This is a genomic window from Maricaulis maris (assembly GCF_049116555.1).
Classification (GTDB): Bacteria; Pseudomonadota; Alphaproteobacteria; order Caulobacterales; family Maricaulaceae; genus Maricaulis; species Maricaulis maris_C.
This window is the reverse complement of the sequence record NZ_JAGDYT010000012.1, coordinates 41,293-66,565: the sequence shown is the minus strand read 5'-3', so window position 1 is coordinate 66,565 and position 25,273 is coordinate 41,293. Positions and strand designations below refer to the sequence as shown.

At 62.7% G+C, this 25,273-nt stretch carries 25 protein-coding genes and 1 pseudogene; 10 read left to right on the top strand and 16 right to left on the bottom strand.

The features are described from left to right. Positions 1-33 precede the first annotated feature (33 nt). A complete protein-coding gene (locus tag JXQ94_RS13255) occupies positions 34-771 on the bottom strand; it encodes a uroporphyrinogen-III synthase (protein WP_421924266.1) in 738 nt (245 codons plus the stop codon). After that, the gene (gene hemC / locus JXQ94_RS13250) at positions 768-1,733 is read right to left on the bottom strand and encodes a hydroxymethylbilane synthase (RefSeq protein ID WP_421924265.1); all 966 of its coding nucleotides are present in this window, start codon (positions 1,731-1,733) and stop codon (positions 768-770) included. The genes JXQ94_RS13255 and hemC overlap by 4 nt, the downstream gene beginning before the upstream one ends. Positions 1,734-1,770: 37 nt before the next feature. Here hemC and tsaD point away from each other — a divergent pair, with 37 nt between their 5' ends. From tsaD to JXQ94_RS13230, 4 genes are read left to right on the top strand one after another with little or no spacing between them, the layout of a single operon-like run. Further along, entirely contained in the window at positions 1,771-2,904 is a 1,134-nt protein-coding gene (tsaD, locus tag JXQ94_RS13245) for a tRNA (adenosine(37)-N6)-threonylcarbamoyltransferase complex transferase subunit TsaD (protein WP_421924264.1), read from the top strand. Continuing rightward, positions 2,901-3,902, top strand: a complete 1,002-nt coding sequence (locus JXQ94_RS13240) for an NAD(P)H-dependent glycerol-3-phosphate dehydrogenase (RefSeq protein ID WP_421924263.1) — start codon at positions 2,901-2,903, stop codon at positions 3,900-3,902. Before tsaD ends, JXQ94_RS13240 begins: the two co-directional genes overlap by 4 nt. Further along, positions 3,902-4,195, top strand: coding sequence for a YciI family protein (locus JXQ94_RS13235; protein WP_421924262.1), 294 nt, complete (start codon positions 3,902-3,904; stop codon positions 4,193-4,195). Before JXQ94_RS13240 ends, JXQ94_RS13235 begins: the two co-directional genes overlap by 1 nt. Continuing rightward, the gene (locus tag JXQ94_RS13230) at positions 4,195-4,530 is read left to right on the top strand and encodes a Rieske (2Fe-2S) protein (RefSeq protein ID WP_421924261.1); all 336 of its coding nucleotides are present in this window, start codon (positions 4,195-4,197) and stop codon (positions 4,528-4,530) included. Before JXQ94_RS13235 ends, JXQ94_RS13230 begins: the two co-directional genes overlap by 1 nt. 88 nt (positions 4,531-4,618) lie before the next feature. On the opposite strand, the gene JXQ94_RS13225 is transcribed toward JXQ94_RS13230, so the two are convergent. The 3 genes and pseudogenes from JXQ94_RS13225 to JXQ94_RS13215 all read right to left on the bottom strand — a co-directional run. Continuing rightward, positions 4,619-5,638 carry a Kelch repeat-containing protein gene (locus tag JXQ94_RS13225; protein ID WP_421924260.1) on the bottom strand — a complete coding sequence of 340 codons (1,020 nt, stop codon included), beginning with the start codon at positions 5,636-5,638 and terminating at the stop codon, positions 4,619-4,621. Between the two features lie 239 nt (positions 5,639-5,877). Next, a pseudogene (locus tag JXQ94_RS13220) lies at positions 5,878-6,174 on the bottom strand (creatininase family protein); the annotation flags it as partial. 2 nt (positions 6,175-6,176) lie between these two features. Then, positions 6,177-6,588, bottom strand: a 412-nt coding sequence (locus JXQ94_RS13215) for a creatininase family protein (protein WP_421924259.1), incomplete at its 3' end; no start/stop codon positions are given. Positions 6,589-6,948: 360 nt separating this feature from the next. Between JXQ94_RS13215 and JXQ94_RS13210 the strand changes: the two genes are divergently transcribed. Then, positions 6,949-7,704: a class I SAM-dependent methyltransferase gene (locus JXQ94_RS13210; protein ID WP_421924258.1), complete on the top strand. Its 756-nt coding sequence runs from the start codon at positions 6,949-6,951 to the stop codon at positions 7,702-7,704. Here the strand turns inward: JXQ94_RS13210 and JXQ94_RS13205 are convergent, their stop codons facing one another. From JXQ94_RS13205 to JXQ94_RS13180, 6 genes are all read right to left on the bottom strand, one after another. After that, positions 7,705-9,162, bottom strand: coding sequence for a methyl-accepting chemotaxis protein (locus JXQ94_RS13205; protein ID WP_421924257.1), 1,458 nt, complete (start codon positions 9,160-9,162; stop codon positions 7,705-7,707). It lies immediately after the preceding gene. Next, on the bottom strand, positions 9,159-9,428 hold the full coding sequence (locus JXQ94_RS13200) for a hypothetical protein (RefSeq protein WP_421924256.1): 270 nt from the start codon (positions 9,426-9,428) through the stop codon (positions 9,159-9,161). Before JXQ94_RS13200 ends, JXQ94_RS13205 begins: the two co-directional genes overlap by 4 nt. Positions 9,429-9,571: 143 nt before the next feature. Further along, complete coding sequence (locus tag JXQ94_RS13195) at positions 9,572-10,420, bottom strand: GNAT family N-acetyltransferase (RefSeq protein ID WP_421924255.1); 849 nt, start codon at positions 10,418-10,420, stop codon at positions 9,572-9,574. After that, complete coding sequence (gene rlmN, locus JXQ94_RS13190) at positions 10,417-11,616, bottom strand: 23S rRNA (adenine(2503)-C(2))-methyltransferase RlmN (RefSeq protein ID WP_421924253.1); 1,200 nt, start codon at positions 11,614-11,616, stop codon at positions 10,417-10,419. The genes JXQ94_RS13195 and rlmN overlap by 4 nt, the downstream gene beginning before the upstream one ends. Positions 11,617-12,285: 669 nt before the next feature. Then, a complete protein-coding gene (locus JXQ94_RS13185; protein ID WP_421924297.1) occupies positions 12,286-12,810 on the bottom strand; it encodes an RNA methyltransferase in 525 nt (174 codons plus the stop codon). A gap of 11 nt (positions 12,811-12,821) precedes the next feature. Beyond that, positions 12,822-13,685, bottom strand: coding sequence for an isoaspartyl peptidase/L-asparaginase family protein (locus JXQ94_RS13180; protein ID WP_421924252.1), 864 nt, complete (start codon positions 13,683-13,685; stop codon positions 12,822-12,824). A gap of 159 nt (positions 13,686-13,844) precedes the next feature. Here JXQ94_RS13180 and JXQ94_RS13175 point away from each other — a divergent pair, with 159 nt between their 5' ends. Continuing rightward, positions 13,845-14,627: an SDR family NAD(P)-dependent oxidoreductase gene (locus JXQ94_RS13175; protein WP_421924251.1), complete on the top strand. Its 783-nt coding sequence runs from the start codon at positions 13,845-13,847 to the stop codon at positions 14,625-14,627. Positions 14,628-14,702: 75 nt separating this feature from the next. Here JXQ94_RS13175 and JXQ94_RS13170 read toward each other — a convergent pair whose 3' ends face one another. After that, positions 14,703-16,802 carry a TonB-dependent receptor gene (locus tag JXQ94_RS13170; RefSeq protein WP_421924250.1) on the bottom strand — a complete coding sequence of 700 codons (2,100 nt, stop codon included), beginning with the start codon at positions 16,800-16,802 and terminating at the stop codon, positions 14,703-14,705. A gap of 218 nt (positions 16,803-17,020) precedes the next feature. Then, the gene (locus tag JXQ94_RS13165; RefSeq protein WP_421924249.1) at positions 17,021-17,548 is read right to left on the bottom strand and encodes a CC0125/CC1285 family lipoprotein; all 528 of its coding nucleotides are present in this window, start codon (positions 17,546-17,548) and stop codon (positions 17,021-17,023) included. A gap of 154 nt (positions 17,549-17,702) precedes the next feature. Here JXQ94_RS13165 and JXQ94_RS13160 point away from each other — a divergent pair, with 154 nt between their 5' ends. Beyond that, entirely contained in the window at positions 17,703-18,080 is a 378-nt protein-coding gene (locus JXQ94_RS13160; RefSeq protein ID WP_421924248.1) for a hypothetical protein, read from the top strand. Between the two features lie 55 nt (positions 18,081-18,135). Here JXQ94_RS13160 and JXQ94_RS13155 read toward each other — a convergent pair whose 3' ends face one another. Both JXQ94_RS13155 and dapF read right to left on the bottom strand, forming a co-directional pair. After that, complete coding sequence (locus JXQ94_RS13155) at positions 18,136-19,455, bottom strand: hypothetical protein (RefSeq protein WP_421924247.1); 1,320 nt, start codon at positions 19,453-19,455, stop codon at positions 18,136-18,138. Between the two features lie 106 nt (positions 19,456-19,561). Then, positions 19,562-20,383, bottom strand: coding sequence for a diaminopimelate epimerase (gene dapF, locus JXQ94_RS13150; protein WP_421924246.1), 822 nt, complete (start codon positions 20,381-20,383; stop codon positions 19,562-19,564). 86 nt (positions 20,384-20,469) lie between these two features. Between dapF and JXQ94_RS13145 the strand changes: the two genes are divergently transcribed. From JXQ94_RS13145 to JXQ94_RS13135, 3 genes are all read left to right on the top strand, one after another. Then, the gene (locus JXQ94_RS13145; RefSeq protein ID WP_421924245.1) at positions 20,470-22,674 is read left to right on the top strand and encodes a prolyl oligopeptidase family serine peptidase; all 2,205 of its coding nucleotides are present in this window, start codon (positions 20,470-20,472) and stop codon (positions 22,672-22,674) included. Positions 22,675-22,816: 142 nt separating this feature from the next. Then, complete coding sequence (locus JXQ94_RS13140) at positions 22,817-23,929, top strand: helix-turn-helix domain-containing protein (RefSeq protein WP_421924244.1); 1,113 nt, start codon at positions 22,817-22,819, stop codon at positions 23,927-23,929. 119 nt (positions 23,930-24,048) lie between these two features. Then, on the top strand, positions 24,049-24,588 hold the full coding sequence (locus tag JXQ94_RS13135; protein ID WP_421924243.1) for a hypothetical protein: 540 nt from the start codon (positions 24,049-24,051) through the stop codon (positions 24,586-24,588). A 164-nt stretch (positions 24,589-24,752) separates the two neighbouring features. Here the strand turns inward: JXQ94_RS13135 and JXQ94_RS13130 are convergent, their stop codons facing one another. Then, entirely contained in the window at positions 24,753-25,250 is a 498-nt protein-coding gene (locus tag JXQ94_RS13130) for a hypothetical protein (protein WP_421924242.1), read from the bottom strand. Between the last annotated feature and the right edge of the window lie 23 nt (positions 25,251-25,273).

Sequence of the window (25,273 nt, the reverse complement as noted above, 5' to 3'; positions counted from 1 at the left end):
GACGGCCCATGATTCGCGCGAATTTGCGTCAGCTTAGGACGCGTGGCCTGCCGAGGCCAGTTCCGATGAATCATCCAGAAGCGCAAGCAGCGCGTCCTCATTGGGAGCGGAGGCTGCAATCAGCGCGCCGAAGCCGGCCCCATCGAGCGGTTGAAGGGCATTGGCGGAAATGCCGAGCGCCGTGACGGAGCCAAGCCAATGGTGAAGTCCGAATTTGCGGAGCAAGTCGAGAAAGGTCTTCGCGCCGCGGGCGGAATGGATCAGAACCGAGACCGGCGCGCCGGACACAATGGCGGCAATGGCTTCTTCGCCCAGGGCGTCGACCGCGACTGCACCATAACCGATGGCGTCGCGGATCTTGTAGCCATCCGGCTTGAGAACGCCGGAAAGATCGCCCGAGACATGGATGCCCCGGACATGAAGAAGGCTGCCCTTGTCGGGCTTGACCTTGCGCCGGATCAACGTGGCCAGCGAGGTGACATCGCCGCCGGCCGAGTGGACCTTCTTGAACCCGATATCGCGCGCGGCCTGGGCCGTTGCATCTGCGACCGCATAGACGGGAAGATCGCGTTCGGGGCGCCTCGGTCCCCAGGCGCGGACGCCATTCGCGGATGTGAAGACCAGGGCCTGCACGTCATCCAGGCTGGCATCGATGCGGGCGCGAAAATTGATGTCGAGGACGGGCGAGATGATGGGGTCGATCCCCAGGCGTCTCAGCCCGGAAGCGGTGCGCTCCGCACCCGGCCAGCCGCGTGTGACCAGAACCGTCACGCGGTCACCAGGGCCGCGGCGAGGCCATCACCGGCAGCATCGCGTACAGCGCGGCCCAGGGCCTCGCCGGCACGACGGGCGCTATCGGAAGTGGCGGTCGTCATGTCGAATCGAATCTGCCTTCGCCAGCATTGCTTGCCATCAGGAGTCAAAACTTCCCCGATGAAGTCCATGGATACCTTATTCACATGGGCCGCAATCGGCGTCCGGCAAGACCCGTCGAGCTCGGCGAGGAAGGCCCGCTCGGCAGTGATGGCGATCTCGGTCGCGTTGTGATGCAGGCCGACCAGATGCGCAGCGGCCTCATCATCATCCGGTCGAATGGTGACGCCAACCGCGCCCTGGGCGCAGGCGGGCAACATATCGGACGGGTCCAGCGGTTCGCGGCGCGCTTCGTCGCGACCGAGCCGGTTGAGGCCGGCCCGGGCCAGGAAGGTGGCGTAGATCTCACCCTCGGCGAGCTTTCCCAGACGCGTATCGACATTGCCGCGCAGGGGTACGACTTTGAGGTCCGGCCTCTTGTGGAGGAGCTGTGCCTGTCGGCGCAGGCTGGCCGTGCCGATGGTGACGCCTTCGGGCAGGTCCGCCAGCCGCGTTTCACCACCCCGGGCGATCAGCATGTCCCGTGGATCCTCACGCTCCAGCAGCGCGCCCAGAACCAGCCCGTCGGGCAGGACGGTCGGGACATCTTTCATCGAGTGCACGGCGAAGGCGGCGCGCCCGTCCAGCTGGGCTTCGTCGATTTCCTTGGTGAAAAGGCCTTTTCCGCCCGCCTCGATCAAGGTGCGGTCCTGGATCCGGTCGCCGGTGGAAACCAGGCCGAGAATGGGGAAAAATGCTTCCGCTTCATCGCGGGTCAGCCCGCACTGGGCGGCTAGCCGGGCCTGCACATCATGCGCCTGAACGAGGGCAAGCGGGGAGCGGCGGGTGGCGATGGCGAGCGGTCTGGACGGCGGCTTCACGTTGCAATCATCCCGGTCTTGGGGCTAGTGGACAGTCATGGACTTAGCGCCCCCCTCCCCCAAAGCGCAAGCGCGCACGCTGACCGTGCTCGGACTGGAATCCAGTTGCGACGAGACCGCCGCCGCCATCCTGCGTCGCGCGCCTGACGGCACAGTCGAGGTTTTGGCTGATCGCGTGCTGGGTCAGAGCGAGGCACACGCGCCCTTTGGCGGTGTCGTGCCCGAGATCGCCGCCCGGGCGCATGCCGAGGCGATGGATGGGCTGGTCATTGAGGCCTTGGCTGAGGCTGGACTGGGTGTGTCGGAACTCGACGGTATCGCCGCAACGTCCGGACCGGGCCTGATTGGTGGCGTGATGGCGGCGCTGATGACGGCCAAGGGGCTCGCGCTCGGCGCCGGCAAGCCGCTTATCGCGGTCAATCATCTGGAGGGCCACGCGCTCTCGCCGCGCATATCCGAGCCGCTTGCCTTTCCCTATCTGCTCCTGCTGGTCTCAGGCGGACATACGCAATTGCTGATCGCAGAAGATGTCGGCGTCTATCACCGCCTCGGTTCGACCCTGGATGACGCCGCCGGAGAGGCCTTTGACAAGACAGCCAAGGTGATGGGGCTCGGTTTTCCGGGCGGACCGGCGCTGGAGCGGATGGCGATGAAAGGCGATGCGACCCGGTTTGACCTGCCCGTGCCGCTCAAGGGCAAGCCGGGTTGTGATTTTTCCTTTGCCGGTTTGAAGACCGCCGCGCGCCAGATCTGGGACCGGTTGGATGCGCCGAGCGATCAGGACAAGGCGGACCTGTCCGCCAGCATGCAGGCGGCCATTGCGCGCGCCCTGGCCCGACGGACGCGCCGTGCCTTGGCGATATTCGCCGAGCGCTACCCGGATGTCCCGCGGCCGATGTCGCTGGTCGTGGCCGGCGGCGTCGCCGCCAACAAGGCCGTGCGTGTGGCGCTCGAGGTCGAGGCGGAGACGGCGGGCTTCCGCCTGATCGCGCCGCCGATGAAATGGTGTACGGATAATGCCGCCATGATTGCCCTGGTCGGCCTGGAAAGGCTGGCGCGGGGCGAGATTGACGGGCTTGATGCGCCGGCACGGGCGCGCTGGCCGCTGGATGCGGTGTCGGCAAAGGCCGACCCGGCTATCGGCTCCGGACGAAAGGGACCCAAGGCATGAGTGAGTATCAGAGCATCGGCGTGATTGGCGCCGGCGCCTGGGGCACAGCCCTGGCGCAGACAGCGGCGAAGGCGGGGCGGGACGTGACCCTGTGGTCCTTCGAGCAGGATGTCACAGATGCGGTAAACACCAAGCACGAAAACACGATCTATCTTCCTGACGTCAAGCTGAGCGAGGCCATTGAGGCCACGACCTCGATTTCCGACCTTGATGCCTGCGACGCGATCCTGGCTGTCGCACCCGCGCAACATTTGCGGCGCGTGCTGGAAGCGTTCCTGCCCTATGCGCGGCCCGGTCTTCCAATCATTCTGTGTGCGAAGGGGATTGAGCAATCCTCCCTGTCGATGATGACCCAGGTGTTGAAGGAGACCATTCCCGCGGCACTGCCGGCCGTCCTGTCGGGACCAAGCTTCGCGATCGATACCGCCCAGGGCCTGCCGACAGCCGTGACGCTGGCCTGTGCCGACGAGGCGGTGGGCAATCAGCTCATCGAGGCCCTGGGGACGCCGCGTTTCCGACCCTATCTCGCGACCGACCTGATCGGCGCGGAGATAGGCGGCGCGGTGAAGAATGTGCTCGCCATTGGTTGCGGGATTTCCGAAGGCAAGGGTCTGGGCAAGTCCGCGCATGCGGCCCTGATTTCGCGCGGCTTTGCCGAGATGACGCGGCTGGCTTTGGCGCTGGGCGCCCAGCGCGAGACGCTGGCGGGCCTTTGCGGTCTGGGCGATCTGGTCCTGACCTGCTCCTCACCGCAATCGCGCAACATGTCGTGCGGGCTGGCGCTTGGCCGGGGCGTGTCGCTGGATGACATCATGGCCAGCCGCCGCGCAGTCACCGAAGGCGTTGCCAGTGCCCCCGCCGTGGTCGAGCTCGCGCGCCGCCATGGCGTCGAAATGCCGATCTGCGAAGCGGTCAACGAGATCCTCGCCGGTCGGGCGAGCGTGGATGACGCCATCGAGACCCTTTTGGCGCGACCCTTCACGCTGGAGACGGCTTGATGCTTTTTCTCGTTCACACCTGGGACAAACCCGGTGCCCTCGATGTCCGGATGGCCAATCGCGACGCCCATATTGCCTGGCTGAAAGCCGCCGGCGAGACCGTGAAAGCGGCCGGTCCCTGGCTCAATGAGGCTGACGAAATGGCGGGCTCATTGCTGATCATCGAGGCCAAGGACCGGGCGGGTCTCGATGCCTGGCTGGCGACCGATCCCTATCAGGCCGCCGGTCTGTTCGGGAAGGTCGAGATCGCGCCCTATCGCTGGGTTTTCAATCCCCCGGTGGAGGTTGGCTGATGCGGCCCAAACCGCCGCCTGGAACCGTGTTAGGCCGGCTGGACGACCTGCCTGACCCCGGAGCGCGTGCCTCCAGCTGGGAGGGCGGGGCGGTTGTGCTCATCCGCCGTGGTGAGACCGTTACAGCCTTCACCAATCTTTGTCCGCATGCTGGTCTGCCGCTCTGCCTGCCCGATGGGCGTGGTCTTCTGCACAAGGGCGAGACGCTGGTCTGCCCGGTCCATGGGGCCAGTTTTGACGCGACGCGCGGCGACTGCACGGGCGGTCCGGCGGCAGGGGATCATCTGATCGCGATCTCTGTCGAACGGGTTGGGCCGGAGATCCGGGCGTTGTGATCGCCGGTCCAGGCCTCGCCATGGGTCGCAGATGCCGCATCGCTTGCAGGCGCTGTGAATGGACCGTGTGCTCGACAGACCAGTGCGTCTACTCGGACGGTGAGCACACCGGGCGTGGGTTGGCCATAACGTCCCGCGCCAGTGTGTCAGGCAGTCTGCGGACAACATCGAGGACTGTCTGGTCAGGCCCCATCCCGCCCAGGATGAAACGCGAAAATTCACCGCTGGGGCCAGGTGTCGGGGCGCTGGCTGTGCCATCCGTCCTGACGGAGACAATGCCGCGTATGTCCATGACATTCAGCTGCGCGACGTCGGTTCGCGACCAAAGTGCTGCGCGACTGTCGCGGGCGCGTGTCGGCGAACCGGGTGGGCAGCGCATGGCGGCGCTATGCAGGGCGGGCAAAAGGGCGGAGGCGTCGCCGCGCGGCTCGCTCGGCACACCATCATAACCAATGCCCGAGTAGTTATAGGCATTGTCCGTGGCGGCGACGAAAATCCACAGATGCCCTCGCGCATAGGCCGCGCCGCGATAGAATGGGCCGCCAGGAATTGACGGCGCTCTCTGCCATTCCACGACGTGGAGATTGTCGGCCAGCTGTCCTGTCCAACAATCATCGATCGCGGCAAAACTCCGTCGCTCTCCCTGCGTCGTGGGCGGTGCCACCGCGGTGCCGCCGCAAACCAGCATGCGTCCGGCCGGACCGATCGCTCCCGCATGCCCGAAAACCGGCGCTCCCGGGAATGCCGTTGCCTCGAACCAGCGGTCTTCCTCAACGTCATAGACCTGGACGAGGTCAACATTGTCCGTGTCATGCCAGCCGCTGACCAGATAGATGAAGCGATCGCGAAACGGCAGGGCGATGGTGTCATCGACCGGGACGGGCATGTCGGTGATGTGGGTGTAGGTCTCGCTTGCCGGGTCAAAGCGCCAGACTTCGGGGGTGGAGCGCTCCGACCCATCCTCGGCCACCGTGTAGCCGCCAAAGATGTAGATCTGGTCGCGCACCGTGACAGCGACCGAGGCGAGGCGGCCGATGCCGTCGGGCAGGCCGCCGATCTCGCGGCAGGTCCGGGCGTCGAGGTCGCAGGCATAGGCGTCTGCCGTCACGTCCCGCCAGGTCTTGCCCGCGTGCAGGCCGGCGAAGGAATAGGCCAGCAGGCGGCCATCCAGTTCGACACCTGCGACGGCATTGTTGGTAACCGGTTCCGGCAGGTGAGCCTAGGCTTCGGGCTCTGCGGGCTGCGTGGCATATGCGGGCGCGGATACAAGTGCCAGCGATAGGAATGCGAACAGATATTTCATGCGGCGCTCCCGAACCGGGCAGTCAACGGGCTCTCAGCCATGACCTACTCCGCCGATTTCAGGGCCGGTTCCAACGCGAAAAAGTTGGCGCATTCGGCGATCAGCGCCTGCTTGGCAAAGCTGACAATCTCGGCGCCTTTTTCCGGCGTCGCCTGTGACGGGTCGGACCCGATCCGGCCGTCCGGGAAGCGTGCGCGATAATCGGCGGCGTCGCTGAACCCGCCGACCGGCGCGATCTTCGGGCTCATTGCAACATCCTTGATCGCGTGCGGATGAGCGTAATAGGTCACCGAGACCTCCGATGCCGTGGCGTGCATGCCCTCACCGACCGGGAAGAGCTTNNAGACCGGGCAGGCGGTCCCGTCGAGTGAGAAATTCGCGTAATACTCGGCGAAGGCGGCATTGATCGTGGTGATGTTTCCGCCATGCCCGTTGAGGAAATAGATGCGGGTAAAGCCGTGCCGGGTGAGACTCTCAATCCAGTCATTGAGCGCCGCAATCATGGTCGAGGGTCGCAATGTCATCGAGCCGGCGAAACCGAGATGGTGCTGGGCAATGCCGACATTGAAGGTCGGGCCTACCAGCAGTCCGGCCTCTGCACCGGCTTCGGCTGCGATTACCTCCGGGCAGATGGCATCTGTCCCGACGAGCCCGTTCGGGCCGTGCTGTTCGGTGGAGCCGATAGGGATGATGATTCCCTTGCAGCGCTTGAGATAGGCGTCGACCTCGGGCCAGGACGCATGGTGCAACTGCATGATTGCCACTCCGGAAAATCGTAGATTCAGGGAGCTAAGCCGTCATGGCCGCGTCGCGCAAGGTCTGGATGTGGGCTGTGCCGAGCGGGCGCGCGGTCTAGAGCCGGCGGCTCTCGCGGCGATAGAGCCAGGCGGCAAGCGCGGATGCGAGCGCGGCGAATGCCAGAATGAAATGCATGGACCCCTCCATCGCGGCCTGATGCCGTCTGACCATCGGTATAGGAGCTAAGTCCTTATCAACCGTAAAAGAATCTGGATTCCTCGGCGCCGTCACGGCTTCGTGAGTGAGCTGTCAGAAGCGCTGTGCCCGGTGCTGGTGTATGCAGAGGGTGAAATCATCCTGTTTTGTGAGGGGAAAACATGCGTCGATTGTTCATTGCTTCTGTTGCCGTGGCGGCTCTGGCTGCTGCACCGGTCCTGGCCCAGGACGATCCGATGCCAGCGAGCATCGAGAGCGCGGTCGCCGATGAAACGCGCCCGGAAGCGGATCGCCAGCTGGATGCCAATCGTCATCCGGCGGAAGTGCTTTTGTTCGCGGGTCTCGAACCGGGTTGGCGGGTGGTCGATCTCGCGGCAGGCGCTGGGTATTACTCGCGTGTTCTGTCGACCGCCGTTGGCAGTGATGGCCACGTCTACACGATGAATCCGAGCTGGGTTGCGGAGCGTTTTGCCGAGACCGATGCCGGCCTCGCCGCCTTTGCAGGCGCGCGTCCGAACATGACGCATTTCAGCTCGACCATTGAAACCTTCGGCACGAATGTCGGAGATGCGTCGCTCGACGCTGCCTTCATGGTGCTTTTCTACCATGATACGGGCTGGGACGGCACCGATCGTGCCGCGATGAACACCGAGATCTTTGACAGTCTGCGACCCGGCGGCGTGTTCGTCGTGATCGATCATCATGCCGTCGCCGGTGCAGGTCTCGACGTGGTCGAGAGCCTGCACCGGATCGACGAGGCGTCGGTGATCGAAGAGGTCACGGCGGCCGGCTTCGAGCTTGATGCGAGCAGCGAGATGCTGGCCAATGCCGAGGATAGTCGGGAAATCAGCCCCTTCGATCCGTCAATCCGGCGTCAGACCGACCGTTTCGTCCTGCGTTTCCGCAAGCCGGACTGATCAGGCTGCATCCAGTTCCGAGCGGAAGCGGTTGAGTTCCTCATCCAGGCGGCCCGCCGCTTCCCCGAGCTCACCCGACGCGCGGGTAAAGGACTCTGCTGCGGTGTTGGTGCGCTCGGCGGCATCGGTAACCGAGCCCATGGCATTGTTGACCTCGGTGGTCTCCATCGCGGCGCGTTCGGCCAGCGATGCGATCTCCTGAGTGGCCTGGTTTTGCTCGGCGAAGGCGCCCTGGACGCTTTCGGTCGAGTTGCGCAACTCGGCGATGATTTCAGTGATGCGACCCAGCGCGCCGGCAGCACCGCCGGACGCGCCACGCATGGCTTCGATCTTCTGGCCGATATCGCTTGAGGCGCGGGTCGTCTGTTCGGCCAGCGCTTTCACTTCCGAAGCAACAACCGCGAAGCCCTTGCCGGCTTCACCCGCGCGTGCGGCCTCGATGGTGGCGTTGAGCGCCAACAGATTTGTCTGTTCGGCGACATCGGCGACGAGACGCATGATGTCCTCGATTTCCTTGGCTGCGCCTTCCAGCGCGTCGATCGAACGACCGGCGCCTTCGGCTTCGGCGGCGGCCCGGTCCGAGACGTCGCCGCTATTTTGCAGTATGCGCGCGACCTCGCCGATCGAGGCAGACAATTCCTGCGCTGCGGCAGCGACCGACTGGACATTGGAATTGGTGGTCGAGGCGCGCGATGAAGCGTCGGTTGCCCCTTCGCGTGTTGCCAGCGCATCGCCGGTAAGGTCGGACGCCAACGTGCTGACCTGTTGGGCCGCTCCGGAAATGCCACCGGCAACCACGCGCAGCGCGGACTCGAAGGACTGGGCCAGATTGGCCACATTGGCGCGTTGCTGCTCGGCCTTGTCGCGCGTGTTTGACTGGTCCTGGGCGCTACTCGCGGCAGCCTTCTGGGCCTCTTCGGCTTCAGCAGCCTTGCGATCGGCGCCATCGAGGGCATTGGCCGCGTGATAGGTCATCCAAACCAGGGCGGCGGACTGACCGATCACGATCACGGCGTGGAAGACGACTCGGAAAAAGTCGGCACCATCGGGGAAGACGGCCCAGGGCAGAAAGAAATTCAGGGACAGGTGGTGGACAGCCGTCGCGGCGGAGGCGGCGAGAATGACGCGCCAGTCCAGCATCAGGGCGGAGATCGACAGGGCCGCGAAGAACATCATGTGCATGTCGATCTGCCAGTCGGACCCGCTCATCACATAGACGAAGAGGGCCGGAAAGCCGATCAGTGTCGTGCCCGCAGTTACGCGGGAAGAGTCGGTGTTGGGCGCCATCTTCCAGCTGAGTCCGGCGACGGCCAGCAAGGCCAGTCCGAACAGTCCGGCCGGCAGGATGCGATGCGCCGCGACGAAGGCTGCCGTGGCAAGGAGGGCGACCCAGAGCCCGGCCATGATCAGGACGGTCGCGATCTGAGCGCGCTGGCGGATGTTGCTGAGACTGGTCATGAAGCGAGATCCTGTGTCGAAGAGGAGGGTATCAGGCAGCCGCGGAAGGCATCGGCGGGCAGGATGATGAGCGCGCCGGCATTTCTCAGCGCGTCGTGATCGGCGGCATCATCGAGAATGAAGACGCCGATATTCTGTGTCCGTCCGAAGGTCAGTGGTGCTTGGTCCTGGCTGGCGGCCGCCAGAACAATGTCCCGGGCGCCCCAGTTGGGCGGGAAGATTGCTGCATACTGGTCATTCGATGCCGGTTCGAACGCGCCAAGCAATGGGGTGGCGCCGATTCCTGCAATCAGAAGTATAGTTTTGAGTGAATTCAACATCGATTTCGCAGCGACTCGTAATGATGAGCCATGGTTAGCGTGTCGATGGTTAATTAGTGTTTACAGGCAACCGGCCTCAAAACGGGGCTTCAGGCGTTCTTCCGATCGCGTTTCAGCAAGCCGAAAAGTAATGTGTCGCGCACGCCGATATGGGTTTCCCACTCATCCCTCAAACGGCCTTCCAATGTGAAGCCCAGCTTAGTCAGCACAGCTATGGAGCCGGTATTGTCGGGGTCGGTATCGGCGTAGATTCGGCGCAAATCCAGCTCCTCGAAACCGTATTCGAGGAGTCGCTCGACCGCTTCGCTCACATAGCCTTGGCGTGTCGAATCCGGACGAATAAAATATCCAATCTCGGCAACGCCGGCCCGGCGGTCCATCAGAACGGCCCAACCCAGTGCGTCGTTTGGTGCGTGCGGTTTGGCGATCGTCCAGCAGCGCAATGTGGCGGACCGGATGTTCCAGGTCAGATAATCCCGTACTGCCTCGAGCGAGGCCAGAGGCCCGCTCGACCAGTAGGTCATGGTCTTGTCATCGCTGAGACCGGGATAGACCCCCTCGGCATCGTTGAGGGTCATGGGGCGCAGCAGGAGGCGGTCGGTTGTGAGTACAGGGACCTCCGGTGCGATATCGCGCGACTCCAGTGAATCCTGCGTGACGCCCAGCCTGATCTCGTCGAACCGCTCTTCAATACAAGCCTGCATGGTTTTGAAGCAATCCTGGGAAAGCCAGTCATGGTCAGCGAAGCAGGCCGTGCGAGCAGCTTCGTCCGGCCAGGCGGCATAGGACCAATAAAGCCCGTCCTCGCCGCGGTGAAGGATGGCGCCATAGGAGCCGCAGGCGGCATGAATGCGCCGCGTTCCCTCGGCCCAGGCGGTTTCGAACTCGGCTTCGCGGCCCGGCTTCAGCTTCCAGCGATACAGAACAGCGTCGGTCATGACGCTGCGTCGTTGGATTGGCCTTCCGCTTCCAGGCGCTGTTTGCGCAGCACGCTGGCTTTCACCTTCTGGCTTTCCGAGCGCAATTGCCCGCAAGCAGCAAAGATGTCGCGACCGCGTGGGGTGCGGATGGGTGAGGCATAGCCGGCCTTGTTGACCACGTCGGCGAAAGCTTCGATCTGGTCCCAGTCCGAACACTCATACGGGCTGTTCGGCCACGGATTGAAAGGGATGAGATTGATCTTGGCGGGGATGCCCCTGAGCAGTTTCACCAGCGCCCTGGCTTCGGCGAGGCTGTCATTGACACCCTTGAGCATCACGTATTCGAAGGTCACGCGCTTGGAATTGCTCAGACCCGGATAGGCCCGGATTGCCTCCATGAGGGCCTTGAGCGGATATTTCTTGTTCAACGGCACCAGCTCATCGCGCAGCGGATCATTGGTCGCGTGCAGCGAGATCGCGAGCATGGTGCCGGTCAACGCGCCGAGTTCCTTGATCTTGGGGACCACGCCCGAGGTCGACACGGTTGTTCGGCGGCGCGAAATGGCGATGCCCTCACCGTCCGAGATGATGTCGATCGACGTCGCGACATGGTCGAGATTATAGAGCGGCTCGCCCATGCCCATGAAGACGATATTGGTGATTTTCCGGTTCTCGTTCGAGGTTGGCCATTCCTCGAGATCATCGCGCGCGATCATGACCTGGGCGACGATCTCGGCCGCCGTCAGATTGCGAACCAGCGCCTGGGTGCCGGTATGGCAGAAGGTGCAGTTCAGCGTACAGCCAACCTGGCTCGACACGCACAGAGCACCCGAGCGGGCCACATCGGGAATGAAGACGGTCTCGCACTCGACGCCAGGCGCCAGTTCGATGAGATATTTCCGGGTCCCGTCGACCGAGACCTGGCGGTCAATCAGCTTGGGTCGATGAAGCGCGTATTTCTCAGCGATCACCGCGCGCAGGTCCTTGGAGATATTGGTCATCTCGTCGAAGGAGGTGACGCCGTAGTGATAGATCCAGCGCCACAGCTGTTCTGCGCGCATCTTCGCCTTCTTCGCATCAACGCCGCAATCAATCGCGACGTCACGCAATTGCTCGCGCGTCAGACCGGCCAGGGAGGGCAGGGCGCGCGGTGTGGTTTCGTCAATGCGCGGGGCATTGGCGTTGCGGACATCAATGTTCAGGGCGTGGTTCATGGTCGCCAGACTAGATCAATTCATACGAGGCCGCGCGCTCTATCACAAAAGCGCGGCAAATCCGAATCGCGATCGGTGATTTCGGGTCAGCTACACAGGGCCGAGACGCGCTNNAGGAGGTCGACGCGCCGTCCAGGGTTGTCGCAGAAACCCGCATGGCTGATCCACGGCGCATGGCGCGGACCAACTCGTCCTCTTCGTCGAGATCGTCGAGGAAGCCTTCCTGTCCGTCGGCGAACATGTCGAACCGGCTGGAGCCGACGCGAACCTGGGGCGGGCTGGTCGGACGCAGATCATAGCCAACCAGCAAAGACGGTTGATCCTCGACTGCGCCAGATTGCCAGCTGGCAACTAGGAAATAGACATTGCCATGCTCATGGGCCCGCGGCGAACTGTCGGTCGGACGGCTGAGCGCATAGCAGGAATAGCCGGCTTCGGTATTGCGTGTGAAGACACGCCAATCGCTGTACTCGCCGCGAAATTGCGGGTCATCCTGGGCGAGGGAAGCGGCCGATGTGAGCGTGGCGAGGCCGAGGGCGAGGCAGGCAGATCGTAAAAGCACGGTGATCATCCTCATGGAGATGCTTGCTGGTTGCCGTCTAAGGCAGGCCTATGGCGGTATGATGGCAGAGTTAATCCCGGCCTAAGATGGCCCGTCAGATGACCATTTCAGCGGTGGATACCGAATTTTTTCGTCGCATCGGCCAGGCTTTCCAGCTTCGGGCCGCCCGGCATCAGGGGGCGCTCGGGGAAACCGCCGAAATTGATCTGGCGATCATAGAGCGTGATGGCGCAGGCGACCGAGACATTGACGCAGAACTTGGTCGGGATCTTGACGATATGGCTGCACTTGGCCTGCATGTCTTCCGACAGGGACCCGCGTTCCCGGCCGAAGACATAGGCGGCGCACAGGGGGTGGCGGAAGCTGGGCAGGTCGACGGCCTCATCGGTCAGTTCAATCCCGACCAGCTGGCAATTGGACGGCAGGGCCATGCTCCCGATCCCATCCCACTCGTAATAGGGCACATGATCGGCGGATTTGGCGGTATCGGCCCGATGGACGTCGCGAACCTGGTGACTGGCGTCCACGGTGAAGGCGAAGCTGGCGCCGAAAGCATGGGCTGTGCGCAGGATGGCGCCCAGATTCATTGGCTTGGAAATGCCTTCCGCGCCGACCCCGAAATATCCCCGCATCGTCGACATGGTCAGCTCACACCGGCGGTGATGCGCCCATCGGGATGGACCATCGCCTGCTTCATGCCTGGCGAATTGAATGGCGCGGCGAGATTACCGTCGCGATCGACGGCGATAATGCCGCCCTCGCCTTCAAGCGCCGCGACATCGGCAAGTGCACCGGCTGTGGCGTCGGCGAGGGATTGCCGGCCGTAGCGCATGCGGGCCGAGACGTCCTTGGCCGTGGCCGTGCGCAGGAAGAATTCGCCCTGTCCGGTGCAGGAGATGGCGACATGGCCATCCGCCCAGCAGCCCGAACCGATGATCGGGCTGTCGCCGACCCGGCCTTCCATCTTGTTCAGTGTCCCCCCGGTGGAGGTCGCTGCGGCGAGCCGGCCTTCCATGTCCAGCGCAACACAGCCAACCGTCCCGGTCGCGATCGCCCGGTCATCCGGCGCGGCGGCCGGGGTGTAGTAATCATTGACGCTTTCCACGCGTTGCAGCTCGGCCTCGCTGCAAAAGCGTTCGGCGCCTCGGCCGGCCAGCATGACGTGCGGCGTGGTTTCCATGATTGCGCGCGCGGCCGAGACCGGGCTGGTGAAACCGGTCAGCGAGGCGACCGAACCGGCCCGCTGGGTTGCCCCGTCCATGATCGCTGCATCGAGCTCATAGCGACCCGCCTTGTTGGGGGATGCACCCTTGCCGGCGACATAAAACCCCGAGGCTTCGAGTTCGCGGACAATGTCCTGAACGATATCGAGGGCGTTGGCACCGATCGCGAGGCGCGCCTTGGCGGCGTCAGCGAGTCCGCGCATATGCTCAATCTCTCTGGCATAATCGCGATCAGCCAAGGTTCCGGCGCCGCCGTGCAGCACCAGGGCATAACGTCCGCTCATAGCGTCAATCCCGTGTCGGTTTCAAAAGCGTGGACTTGCTCTAACACCGCTCGCATCATGGCCCCAAGTCGGATTTCCATCGCAGCCCAGCCGCCGTGGCGGATTTTCTTTTTCCGGTCATCACGCTATGTCGCTGGCATCGATAAAGGGGAGTGTCTCATGAAACTCGACTCATCCATTGCCGCCATCGTCACGGGCGGCGCTTCCGGTCTCGGCGAAGGTACAGCCCGCCGCCTCGCCGCCGAAGGCGCAAAAGTGGCCATTTTCGACATGAATGGCGAGAAGGGCGAAGCGGTTGCCAAGGAGATCGGCGGCGTCTTCTGTCAGGTCAATGTGGCCGATGAGGCCAGCGTTGATGCCGGCCTTGCCAAGGCTCGCGCGGCGCACGGTCAGGAACGCGTCTTCGTCAATTGCGCCGGCATTGGCTGGGCCGAGAAAACGGCCCGCCGGTCTTCCTCTTCCGGCGAGATCTCCGCTCACTCGGCCAAGGGCTTCCAGACCGTCATCGGCGTCAATCTGATCGGGTCTTTCCTGTGCGCGTCCAAATCGGCTGCCGGCATGATGTCGCTCGATCCGGTCGGCGGTTCCGGTCGCGGCGTGATCGTCAATACAGCCTCGGTCGCTGCCCAGGATGGCCAGATCGGCCAGGTTGCCTACGCGGCCTCGAAGGGGGGCATCTACGGCATGACCCTGCCAATGGCGCGTGACCTCTCCCGCGAAGGTATTCGCGTCAACACGATCCTGCCGGGTTTCTTCGAGACGCCGATCTACCAGCAGATGCCGCCGGAAGTGAAAATCTCACTCGCTTCGCACCTGCAATTTCCGCAGCGCTTCGGTACGCCGGAAGAGTATGCCGACCTCGTCGCCTTCATGGTCCATTCCGACTACATCAATGCTGAATGTGTCCGTCTCGATGCCGGTGCCCGCATGCCGCCGAAATAGGCCGCGACACCAAGCGAATACACGAAAGGCCGGAGCGGGTTCTCCGGCCTTTTTTCTTGGCGCTCCGATATCAGATCAGAATTCGTGACTGATCGACAGGCGGGCATTGAGCGGCTCACCCGTCGAGATGTTCGAATTGGAGTGAGCATCCGGGAAGTAATCCGTGTCGAACAGATTCTCGACATTGAGCTGGATGCGGGTTTCCCGGCTCAGATCATAGAACACGGCAGCATCGACGCGGGTATAGCCAGGAAGCTCAACGCCATTGTCCTCACGCACGAAGTAGGCGTCCTGATAGGTCGCCCCCACCGCAACGGCGAGTTCACCATTGATCTGATAGCGGTTCCACAGCGAGACCATGTGCTCGGGCGTCTGGCGGGTCGCATTGCCATCAAAACCGCCACCCTCGACGACGCCATCGAGATAGCTGTAGCCAGCATTGACGGTCCATCCATCAGTCAGCTCACCCACCAGCTGAAGCTCGAAGCCCTCGGTCGTGCTGCCCGCGACCGTGGTCACAATCGAAGGGTCGTCCGGATCAATCGTCGTGAACTGGCCGCGCTCTAGCCGGAAAATGGCGGCAGTGAAGCTCAGATTGGCATGGATGTCCCACTTGGCGCCGATCTCGCGGTTCTCGAAGGTTTGCGGCTGGATGTCCTCGCTTGTCGTGCTCAGCGTCAGAAATTGATCACCGGCACTGGGCAGGAAGGTCTCGGAATAGCTGGCATAGAAGGAGATGTTGTCGGCCGGCTTGTAGATCAGTCCGAAGCGCGGGGAGATCTCCTCGTCAACACGGCCGCGGCGTCCGTTATCGGTCGCTGAGACCGCCTGTCGGTCAAGCACGGACACGTCGAAGCGATCGAAGCGGGCGCCGATCATGACTTTCAACGCGGATGTCAGGTCAATCTGGTCCTGAATATAGAGCGAGGTGAACTGGACGCTCGAGCTCCGGTCGCGCACCGGTGTCGCAAAGGCGAAGTCCGGGATGACGAGCGGATCGCTGAAGTCGATGCTGATCTGGTCGTCATTGCTGGCGGCAAACAAGTTGTCGACCCGGGCATTGGTCGTGTCCTGGTCCCCGAACTCCCCGCCGACGAGCAGGGTGTGCTCGATCGAGCCGGTCCGGAATTCCCCGACGAGATTGCCCTGGACGATCAGATTGGTTCGCGCGGTCGTGTCGCGATAGCCGTCGAGTGTGACCCGGTTCGGAATCACCGTGGCGTCGAAACCGGCCGCATAGATATTCTGATAGGCCTTGTCGTAATCTGCATATTGGGCGGTGATATTTCCGCGCAGCTGGTCGGTGTATTCATGATCCACGCGGACCCGGAAAGTGTGGGCCTGGAGTGTCGTCCGGTTGCGGTCAGGCGAGCCGAAGAAGGTGTTGTCATACCCTTCGAGCGGGCGACCCGGTGCGCCCGCTACAGCGATGGACGGGACGCCGCGGTCCACGACGCGATCATCATCGAGATACTCATAATAGGCGGTCAGCGTGGTCTCATTGCCCAGCGCAATACTGGCCGTTGGATTGATGCCATAGCGGGTGCCATCGAAGGCGTCGCGATGGTTGGCCATGGTCTCGATGAAGCCATTCAGGCGGATCCCGGACTGGTTGCCGGTGTCCAGATTGATGTCGGCCGTCAGCTGGCCGGCGCCGAAGGTGTCGATCGCCGCGCCAAAGCCGTGGAAAGCTTCGCCGACGACTGGTGCTTTCGTCACCCGGTTGACCACGCCGCCACCGCCGCCGCGACCGAAGAGCAGGGCGTTGGACCCGCGCAGGATTTCGACCTGTTCCAGATTGTAGAGGGGACGGTAGTACTGGACGTCGTCGCGAATGCCGTTGAGGAAGAAATCGGCGGTGGACTGGTTGCCGCGGATATTGATTGCGTCACGATGCCCCTCGCCCTGGCTGATGGACAGGCCCGGCGTGTAACGCAGGATATCGCCGAAATTGACGAAACCCTGCTCGGTGATCTGAACGTCGGTGATGATGGACAGGCTCTGGGGTACGTCGATGATCGGGGTCGGCGTCTTGACCGAGTTCAGCTGATCGAGTGACAGGTAGCGGCCTTGGATCTCGATGACATCCATGTCTTCGTCCTGGGCGCCAGCATGGCCTGCACCGAGGCTCACAGTGAGAACGGTGGTAAGCAGAAGCGATACTTTACTGAACATGTGTTGACCCGGTCATGAGAATGAAAATCAAAATCTCGCTATTGCGATCGAGAATGAGTGTCAAGCACATGAGCGGTATCTCGAGTGTCGTCGCAGCGCTTCATTCTGCCGCGTGACAATCCGGCATCGGTTTCGGAGCGAAGGACGGCCCAAAAGACAAAGGGGCCGATGCATCGCACCGGCCCCGTAAGACGTGAGATTCAGAAGACGTCGGCGTGTCAGTCGCTGGTCGGCCGAACAATCTGGTCGCCCAGGTTGGACATCACATCGCGTGCACCAAAGGCGCTGGGGTCGTCCGGCTTGGTGCCGCGCCCGAAATATATCTCGGCGCTCGCTTCATAGCGCGTGCTTTCGCGGTAGCTGACATCATCCCAGAACGGATCGCGCCATGCCCGCCAGCCCCAGCGGGGGTGGAAATAGGCATACTGGACTGAGAAACCGCTATAGGGCGAACGGCCAATCCCGGACGCCATAACACGGGTGTCCTCATCCGTCGCGCGATTGACCACGGTGAAATAGTCATACCCGCTTTCAACGGTCAGCTCGGCGGCCCGGTAGAGGAGATAGGTTTCCACCGTTTCGCGATCGGTCAACGAATTGCCCTCAAAGGAGATCCGGTATCGATTGCTTTCAATGCGGGTTTCGGTGAACCCGCGACCGGCCTCATCCGCTGCCTGGTAGGGTGTCGGGGTTGCGCAGCCGCCCAGCACAGCCAGGCTGGCCAAAGTGATCAGAACGCGCCTCATGTCAGGCTCCTTGTAACGCTGGCGGTCCCTCGCCTCATTTAATATGACTCGTCCTGCACCGTTTGAACGGGCGGACTCTTCACAAGGGAGCATAGGCGTGTGTGGTCTGGCGTCAAACGTCAGGTCGCCCATGTGGGGGAATGAGGGACGTGTCGTGAGTAAGCCAAGCCGCCATATTGTCCTGGCTGTGCTGAGCCTGTGTGTCGGGGCGGGCATTGCCCAGGCTCGCGATCATGTCAGTGAGGCTCCGGTCCTCCAGGCCTGTGAGCGGTCAGGCGTGGACGCTTCGGTGTGCGCTTGCATCGCCCGCGAGGCCAATTCCCGCTTCAGCCATGATCAGCTTGGTGTTCTGGGCGCCGCGATGCCTGAAATCGGTCGCATTACCACCGACCCGGCCGTGGCCGGGCAGACACAGTCGCACGAGCGCCTGACCGCGGAAGAATTGGCGAGTTTGTATCAAAGGGCCCAGGCGGCAGATGTGGTGATCCGCCAGGCCTGTGGAGTCGGACTGAGCTTGCGCGACACCGGCTGATCTGACCTCGTGCAAGCTTGTCTCGATATCGGCACAGCCTCATTCACCCGGATGCCTAGCGTAGATCCAGCTCGATGATCGCGGTCGCTGGCCGCGCGTCTTCCGGGACCGAGCCATCGGCCGGGAAGAGCGGCCAGGCGGCATTGCTCACGAGCCAGGCCCGGCCGTCGGCCAGGTCGACCAGTGTAGGCTCGGTATTGCCGGTCATGGACGGATGGCCACGAAGCAGAACTTCAACATTGGCGACGTCCCGGCCAGTGGGATCGAGATCGATGGCCATGACCTGGTGCGGTTGGGCGCCATTGCGCACGGCGATCAGTCGCCCGTCACGGGTCTGCCGCAGCCCGTCAATTCCAATCAGGCTGGTTTCAGAGGCGCGTACCAGTCCGGCACTGCCATCGGTCAGGTCAATACGCCAGATACCCATCGAATAATCGGCGACATAGAGAGCTCCGCGGGCCAGCGCGACGCCTTGCAGGCTGACAAAGCGCGGATCTTCGGCCAGCACTTCCAGTTCGCCGGAAACATTGTCCAGCCGATAGACGCGTGGTGCCCGGCTGTCGGAAATATAGGCGCTGCCGTCCCGAACCACGAAGTCGGCCATCTGGACCGCGCCGTCGATCGCGTAGCGCCGGTAGAGATCACCAGTGATCAGGTCGAAGGCAAACAGTGCCGTACCCTCGGCTTCTCCATCGGCGAGTGGCGTTTGGGGTACAGTGCCTGAGGCAGCCCAGAGCATGCGGGTCCGATCATCCACGACGAGGCCGAAGACAGACCATAATCCGTCCTCGCGATCTGCGAAAACAATCGGCTCGTCACGGGCGAAGGGTTCCAGGAGGAGAATTTCACGTTCCGCGACCGAGGAGACGAAGAGGCGGTCGGTTTCAATATCCATGGCCACACCCTCGATCAGTGCGTCAGGACGGTTGATGCGCGCAATCACTTCGCCTTCGCCGACCGGCTCGCCATTCGCGGCAAGGGCGGCCTGGATTTCGGCCAGACGATCGGCATCGGCGGCTTCAAGCAATGTCAGGGTCGCGTCTGCGGGGTCGAATGTCAGCCCTGCCTCGACCATCGAGTCGAGCGCTGCGAAGCCGTCATCCGGGCGTTCCGCCCGGGTCGCGATGGTTACCAGCGCGCGCAGGACCGCAGGGTGGGCCGGCTTGATATCGAGCGCCGCCAACATCAGCCGGCGGGCGGTTTCAGTGTCTCCGGCCCGCAGCGAACTTCCGGCTTCGGCGAACAGTTCCAGCGCGATGGATTGCGGAGTCGGCGCTTCGACCTCGGCTTCCGGGGTCTCGGTTTCCTGGGCGAGTGCGGGTGTGGTGCCCAGACCGGTCAGAATGGCGGCGAGCGCGATGGCCTTGAATGTCATGTGAAATATTTCCCCCCGAAACGCGGCCCCTTTGCGACCAGTTCAGGGATAATATGAGGTTTTGCCAACCGCAAAACTCACACCTGCGTGCGCGAATCTGCCGGATCTAACTCAAATCGAGGGTGACGGGACCTTCATCCTCGACCGGTCCGGTGAGAATGACGTGGCTGTCTTCTTCCCGCCATTCGACGAAAAGCTCGCCGCCATCGGCCATGATCGAGGCCTTGCGTTCTGCCAGCCCCCGGCGGTGGGCCGCCACCAGTGCCGCGCAGGCCCCGGTCCCACAGGCTGCTGTGATCCCGGCGCCGCGCTCCCACACCCGCAAGCGAATGTGGGTGGCATCATGAATCTGCGCAAAGCCGGCATTGACGCGTTCGGGGAAGAGCGGATCCATCTCGACCTCGCTGCCGAGGCGTGCCACGGGCAGGGCTTCGACATCGCGGATGAAGAATACCGCGTGCGGATTGCCCATGGAAACCGCGCCAGGGGTCTCTATGCGCACCCCGTCTGCCTCGCAGACATAGTCGAGCCGGGCTGTGTCCATCGGCCGGGCCAGCGGAATGTCCTGCCAGTCGAGACGCGGCACGCCCATATCGACGCTGACGGTCAGCGGTCCGGCATCCCGGGCCAGCAAGAGGCCGCCGGCGGTACCGATCGAGACCTGTCGGCTCTCATTGGCCTGCATCATCGCCCAGGCCGCCGCACGGGTGCCGTTTCCGCAGGCGCCGACCTCGTCGCCATCGGCATTCCAGATGCGCATGAAGGCGTCGGCGCTGTCACTGTCTTCGAGCACAAGTAACTGATCGAAAAGATGGTCGTGCGCCATGGCTCTCACCGCTTCGCGAGCAAGATTGAATCGGGCGGCGCGGCCGCGCAGATCGGCAAGGATGAACCGATTGCCGGCACCATTCATCAAACGAGCTTCCATAACGGCTCCGATACCGCCCCCATCCCTTTACGTCCACCACCGCTCCGGTGTTAATTGCGTCGCACACATCAGAGGGGAAGAGACTGATGAGAGTTTATCGGAGTATCTGGGCGGTGACCGCCAGCGCCGCCATCCTCGCGGCCTGCAGCCAGCCCGCCAGCGATGAGGGCGAAGACGTGGCCTCCACTACACCGGACGCGCCGGCCGAGCGCCAGATCGTCCAGATCGATCCCAATAATGACCCGCGGGTCTGGCTTGAGGAGGTCGAGGGCGAGCGTGCCCTCGAGTGGGTCGGGGGGCAGAATGAGCGCACCTTTGATCGTCTGCAGGGCGATGAGCGTTACGAGACGCTCCGCGAGCAAGCACTGGCCATCTACCAGTCCAATGACCGGATTCCCTACGGCTCCTATTCAGGCGGTTTCATCTGGAATTTCTGGCAGGATGCCGAGCAGACCCATGGCCTGTGGCGCCGCGCCACGCTGGAAAGCTATCTCACCGATGATCCGGAATGGGATGTCGTGCTCGATCTCGATGCCCTGTCCGAAGCCGAGGACCGCAATTGGGTCTGGCGCGGCTCGAACTGCCTGGCGCCTGAGTATGATCGTTGCATCCTGACCCTGTCCGATGGCGGGTCTGACGCGGCCATCCGGCGGGAATTCTCGATCTCCGACCGGGCCTTCGTCGAAGGTGGATTCGAAACACCCGAAGCCAAGGGTGGCGTCAGCTGGATTGACGAGAACACCGTGATGGTTGGCCTGGCCACCAACCCGGAAGACACGACGAGTTCAGGCTACCCTTCGGTCGCCTATCGTTGGGAGCGCGGTACCGATCTCGCCGATGCGACGGAAGTCGTGCGCGGCGATGCGGATGATGTTGGCCTCTTTTCCTTCCGGGCCGAGGACCATGACGGCACCGTCTACATGATGGCGTCGGAAGCGGACACATTCTACGACACGACCTGGTGGTATCTGCCGGCCGATGCGGAGCCGGTCCAACTGCCTCTGCCGTCCAAATCCTCCATCCAGGACATCTATCAGGGCGAACTGATCTTCACGGTCGAAGAAGAATGGACCCCGGTGGACGGTGGCGAAACCTTCCCGCAGGGCGCGCTGCTCTCCTTCACCATGGCTGATTTCGCCGCCAGCGGTGAACTGCCGCCGGTCAAGACGGTCTTCGTGCCAGGTCCGCGCCAGTCTCTGGGCGGAATGGGCGCATCCGCGTCGGCCTTCCTGGTCGCGATTGACGAGAATGTCGTCGGCGGCCTCGAGGCCTTCCATTATGCCGATGGCCAGTGGACGTCCGAGACCGTGCCGGTCCCGGCCAATATGACGATCAGCCTTGGTTCGACCAATTCGCACCACGACGTGGCCTTCATGAATGCCGAAGGCTTCCTGACGCCTGACAGCTATTACATGGTCGATGCGGCCGAGCTGACCGTTGAGGAGATCAAGTCGATCCCGGCCCGGTTCGATGCCGAGGGCCTTGTTGTCGAACAATTGGAAGTGGCGTCGACCGACGGCACGATGGTTCCGTATTTCGTGGTCCGCCATGAAGACACGGTGATGGATGGCACGACGCCGACCCTGCTTTACGCCTATGGCGGCTTCCAGGTCTCCATTCGCCCGAGCTATTCCGGTTCGCGCGGCCAGCTCTGGCTGGAGAATGGCGGCGCCTATGTGGTCGCCAATATCCGTGGTGGCGGCGAGTTCGGCCCTGCCTGGCACCAGGCCGGTCTGAAGATGGATCGCCAGCGCATCTATGACGATCTGATCGCTGTGGCCGAGGACCTCTCCGAACGTGGTCTGACCAGCCCGCGCCATCTCGGCGTCTATGGCGGGTCCAACGGCGGCCTGCTGACCGGTGTCATGTACACCCAGCGTCCTGATCTGTGGAATGCAGTCGTCTCGGCGGTGCCGCTGCTCGACATGCTGCGCTTTCACACCCTGCTGGCCGGCGCGTCCTGGATGGGTGAATACGGCAATCCGGAAGATCCGGACGAGGGCGGTTTCCTGCGCTCGATCTCGCCCTATCACAATGTCGACGCCAATGGAGCGTATCCGGAGATCTATCTCTACACCTCGACCAAGGATGACCGTGTCCATCCGGGCCATGCCCGCAAGATGGCACATCTCCTGGAAGAATTGGGCCATGACTATCTCTATTACGAGAACACGGCCGGTGGTCACTCTGCCGCCGCCAATCTCGAAGAGCGGGCCCGCAGTGACGCGCTGCTCTACACATTCCTGATGCAAAAACTGATGGATGATGTTGATCCGCTTGACGCGGAATAGGCGTTTCCAAGCTTGCGTGAAAACCCCCGGAGCCAGGCTTCGGGGGTTTTTGTGTCTGGCCGTCTGACTCCGCCATAGTTGACGATTGAGGCGATAAATTCTGCTCGTGCATTTGCCCGGCTCAAGCGGTACTCAGGTCGGCATGGACGAGCTCTTCTTCGGTTGGCGTGCAGCCCTTCTGCTGGTCGTGACGACGCAATTGCTGCTTGCGGCCCTACTCTTGGCCCTGCGCCCTTTCGAGCGACCGTCCAATTGGCTCCTGGCTGCTCTTCTGGTTGTGGTCAGTCTCACACTTATGCCTCAACTGATTGGTTTTGCCGGCTTCTATGACGCGTTTCCCTGGCTCTCCTTCGCCCCTTTCCAGAACGATCTGTTGGTTGGCCCCCTGATCCTAGGCTATGGGATCGCTCTGACGACCGGGCGGATTCCGGTTGCCGTCTGGTGGCTGATGCTGCCTGGAATGATTGATTTCAGTTATCAGGCTTATTGGTTCCTGCAGCCGTTCGAGGCGCGCTGGGACCGGGTCGGTGAATTTCATGCTGGTTTCTACTGGCCCCTTCGCAATGGCCTGGCCTTGATCTTGACGCTGGCCGGCCTTTCCGGTGCCGGGAGAGCCTATTGGCGGCACCGTCAGTTTCTCGGCAACCATTCGTCGGCCGCTGCAGAGTTCGATCGCCGCTGGCTCCCGTTGTTTCTGGGGTTGTCGGGCCTGGTGCTGATCTCCGGCACGATTATGGTCGTGATCGACAACCTGGTCGTCCCGCTGAATTATTATGACACTTTCGGCTTTCATGTGGTTGTCGCCTTGTGTTTCTTGGCAATCGGTCAGTGCGCCTTGCTGTTGCAGAGAGAGCCTTTCCCGAAGCTTGGTGAATCAGAGCCGCGTGAGGAGCGCGTCCCGGGTGGGCGGGACTGGGTGGTTGAAGCCCGCAAATTGCGGGCCCGCGTGCAGGCGGAGGCTTGGCACCTGGAACCACGTCTGACCGCTCGCCAGCTAGCACGCCGAATCGGGACCAATGAGAGCTATCTCTCTCGTACCGTGAACCAGGGCGCCGGGGTTAACTTCAACCGCTTTATCAACGAGGTCAGGGTTGACCACGTCCGCGCGAAACTCGCCGAAGGCGTCGGCAAGCGGGACATACTCGCACTGGCGCTCGATAGTGGCTTCAATTCGAAGGCAACTTTCAATCGGGTTTTCAAGGATATAACGGGCCAGACTCCGGCGCGCGCGCGCGCCCTTCTGACCGCTCCGTGACGTCTCAAATCCTGTAAATCTGCCAGATTACCGGGGTTCGGACGCGGCACAGGAACAAATCGGAGAGGATGAAGGTGTTAGGGCGGCCCCTTCCGGACCGTCATCATGGAGAGACTATCATGCGACATTTTCTAGTGGCCCTTTTCGGTTTTGCTGCCCTGTCTTCGGCAAGCGCGGCTCAGGACATGGAGGCGTTTGAATCGGCCCTGGCCGGGCTTGCCGGGCATTGGTCGGGCGTCCTGGCCTATCGGGATTACCAGTCCGGTGAGCGGACCGAGATCCCGCATGAACGCTCGACGCGGCTCGCACCGGATGGTTCCTACATGATCACCGAACTGGCCTTCACCGATCCGGGATATCGCGTATTCGGAGCCGAGTTGCTGACGATTGAGTCTGGTCGTCTGATTGTGGCCAGTGTCGGAAGTGGCGGCGCTGAAATGGTCGAGGCAGACCTCGTCGCTTTCACTCAGAGCGAAACGGGTTGGTCGGCGGAGCTGTCGAGCCGGGGGCATGATAACAACGCGCCGGCCGACATTCTCTACCTGATTGAAGTTTCGGCGGACTTCATGAGGCAAACCAAGAGAGTCCGGGCAACCGGTGCGGAGGAATTTGAATTTCGGAATGCCATCGAGGTCCGACGGGCAGTGGTCCCAGGCTAAGCCCGGGATATCAGGACCGCACTTGCGGCTCCGGGCGTCTTTGAGCCAAGGCGCTGACCCTCCCCCTCTCCGTCGCGTCGCGACATGGCCTTGCGCGGTCGATGGAAGGGGAAGGGTCCGGAGAGCCGGATATGCGCGCCAGAGTCGGGCGCGGCAGACACCTGTCACTCAAATGCAGCGTCAACCGGCCAGTCTTCGCTTTCCGTCCGCCACAGGATCGACGCGATTTTCCAGTCACCCTCGATCTTGAACAGGGTGATGAAATTGACGCCGATCAGGAAGACCTCGCCGGTGACGCCATTGACGCCTTCATAGGCCGAGCGTGCATAGGCAATCTCACCCCATTGGTCGATCTCGGTGCGTGTGGCGCGTTCGGTGAAACCATTCTCGACCAGCCACGGGCCGGACCGTTCGATATAGTCATCCAGCGTAATGACGCGGCCGGCGCCATTGCCCTCGGGGCCAGCGGCGACAGCGCCCATGGAAGCGCCTTCCATGAACATCTCGCGCATGGAGTCGAAATCGCGTTCCTGTCCGACCGGACCGGAAATGACGGCATAGAGGTCGTCAATGACGGTCTGGATGTCGGTTGCGTCGTCAGCGGCGGCCGGCGCGACGATCACGGCAGACGTGGCCAGTGCGGCAAGAATGGTGGTTTTCATGGCTATCCCCAGCATGTTGAAGC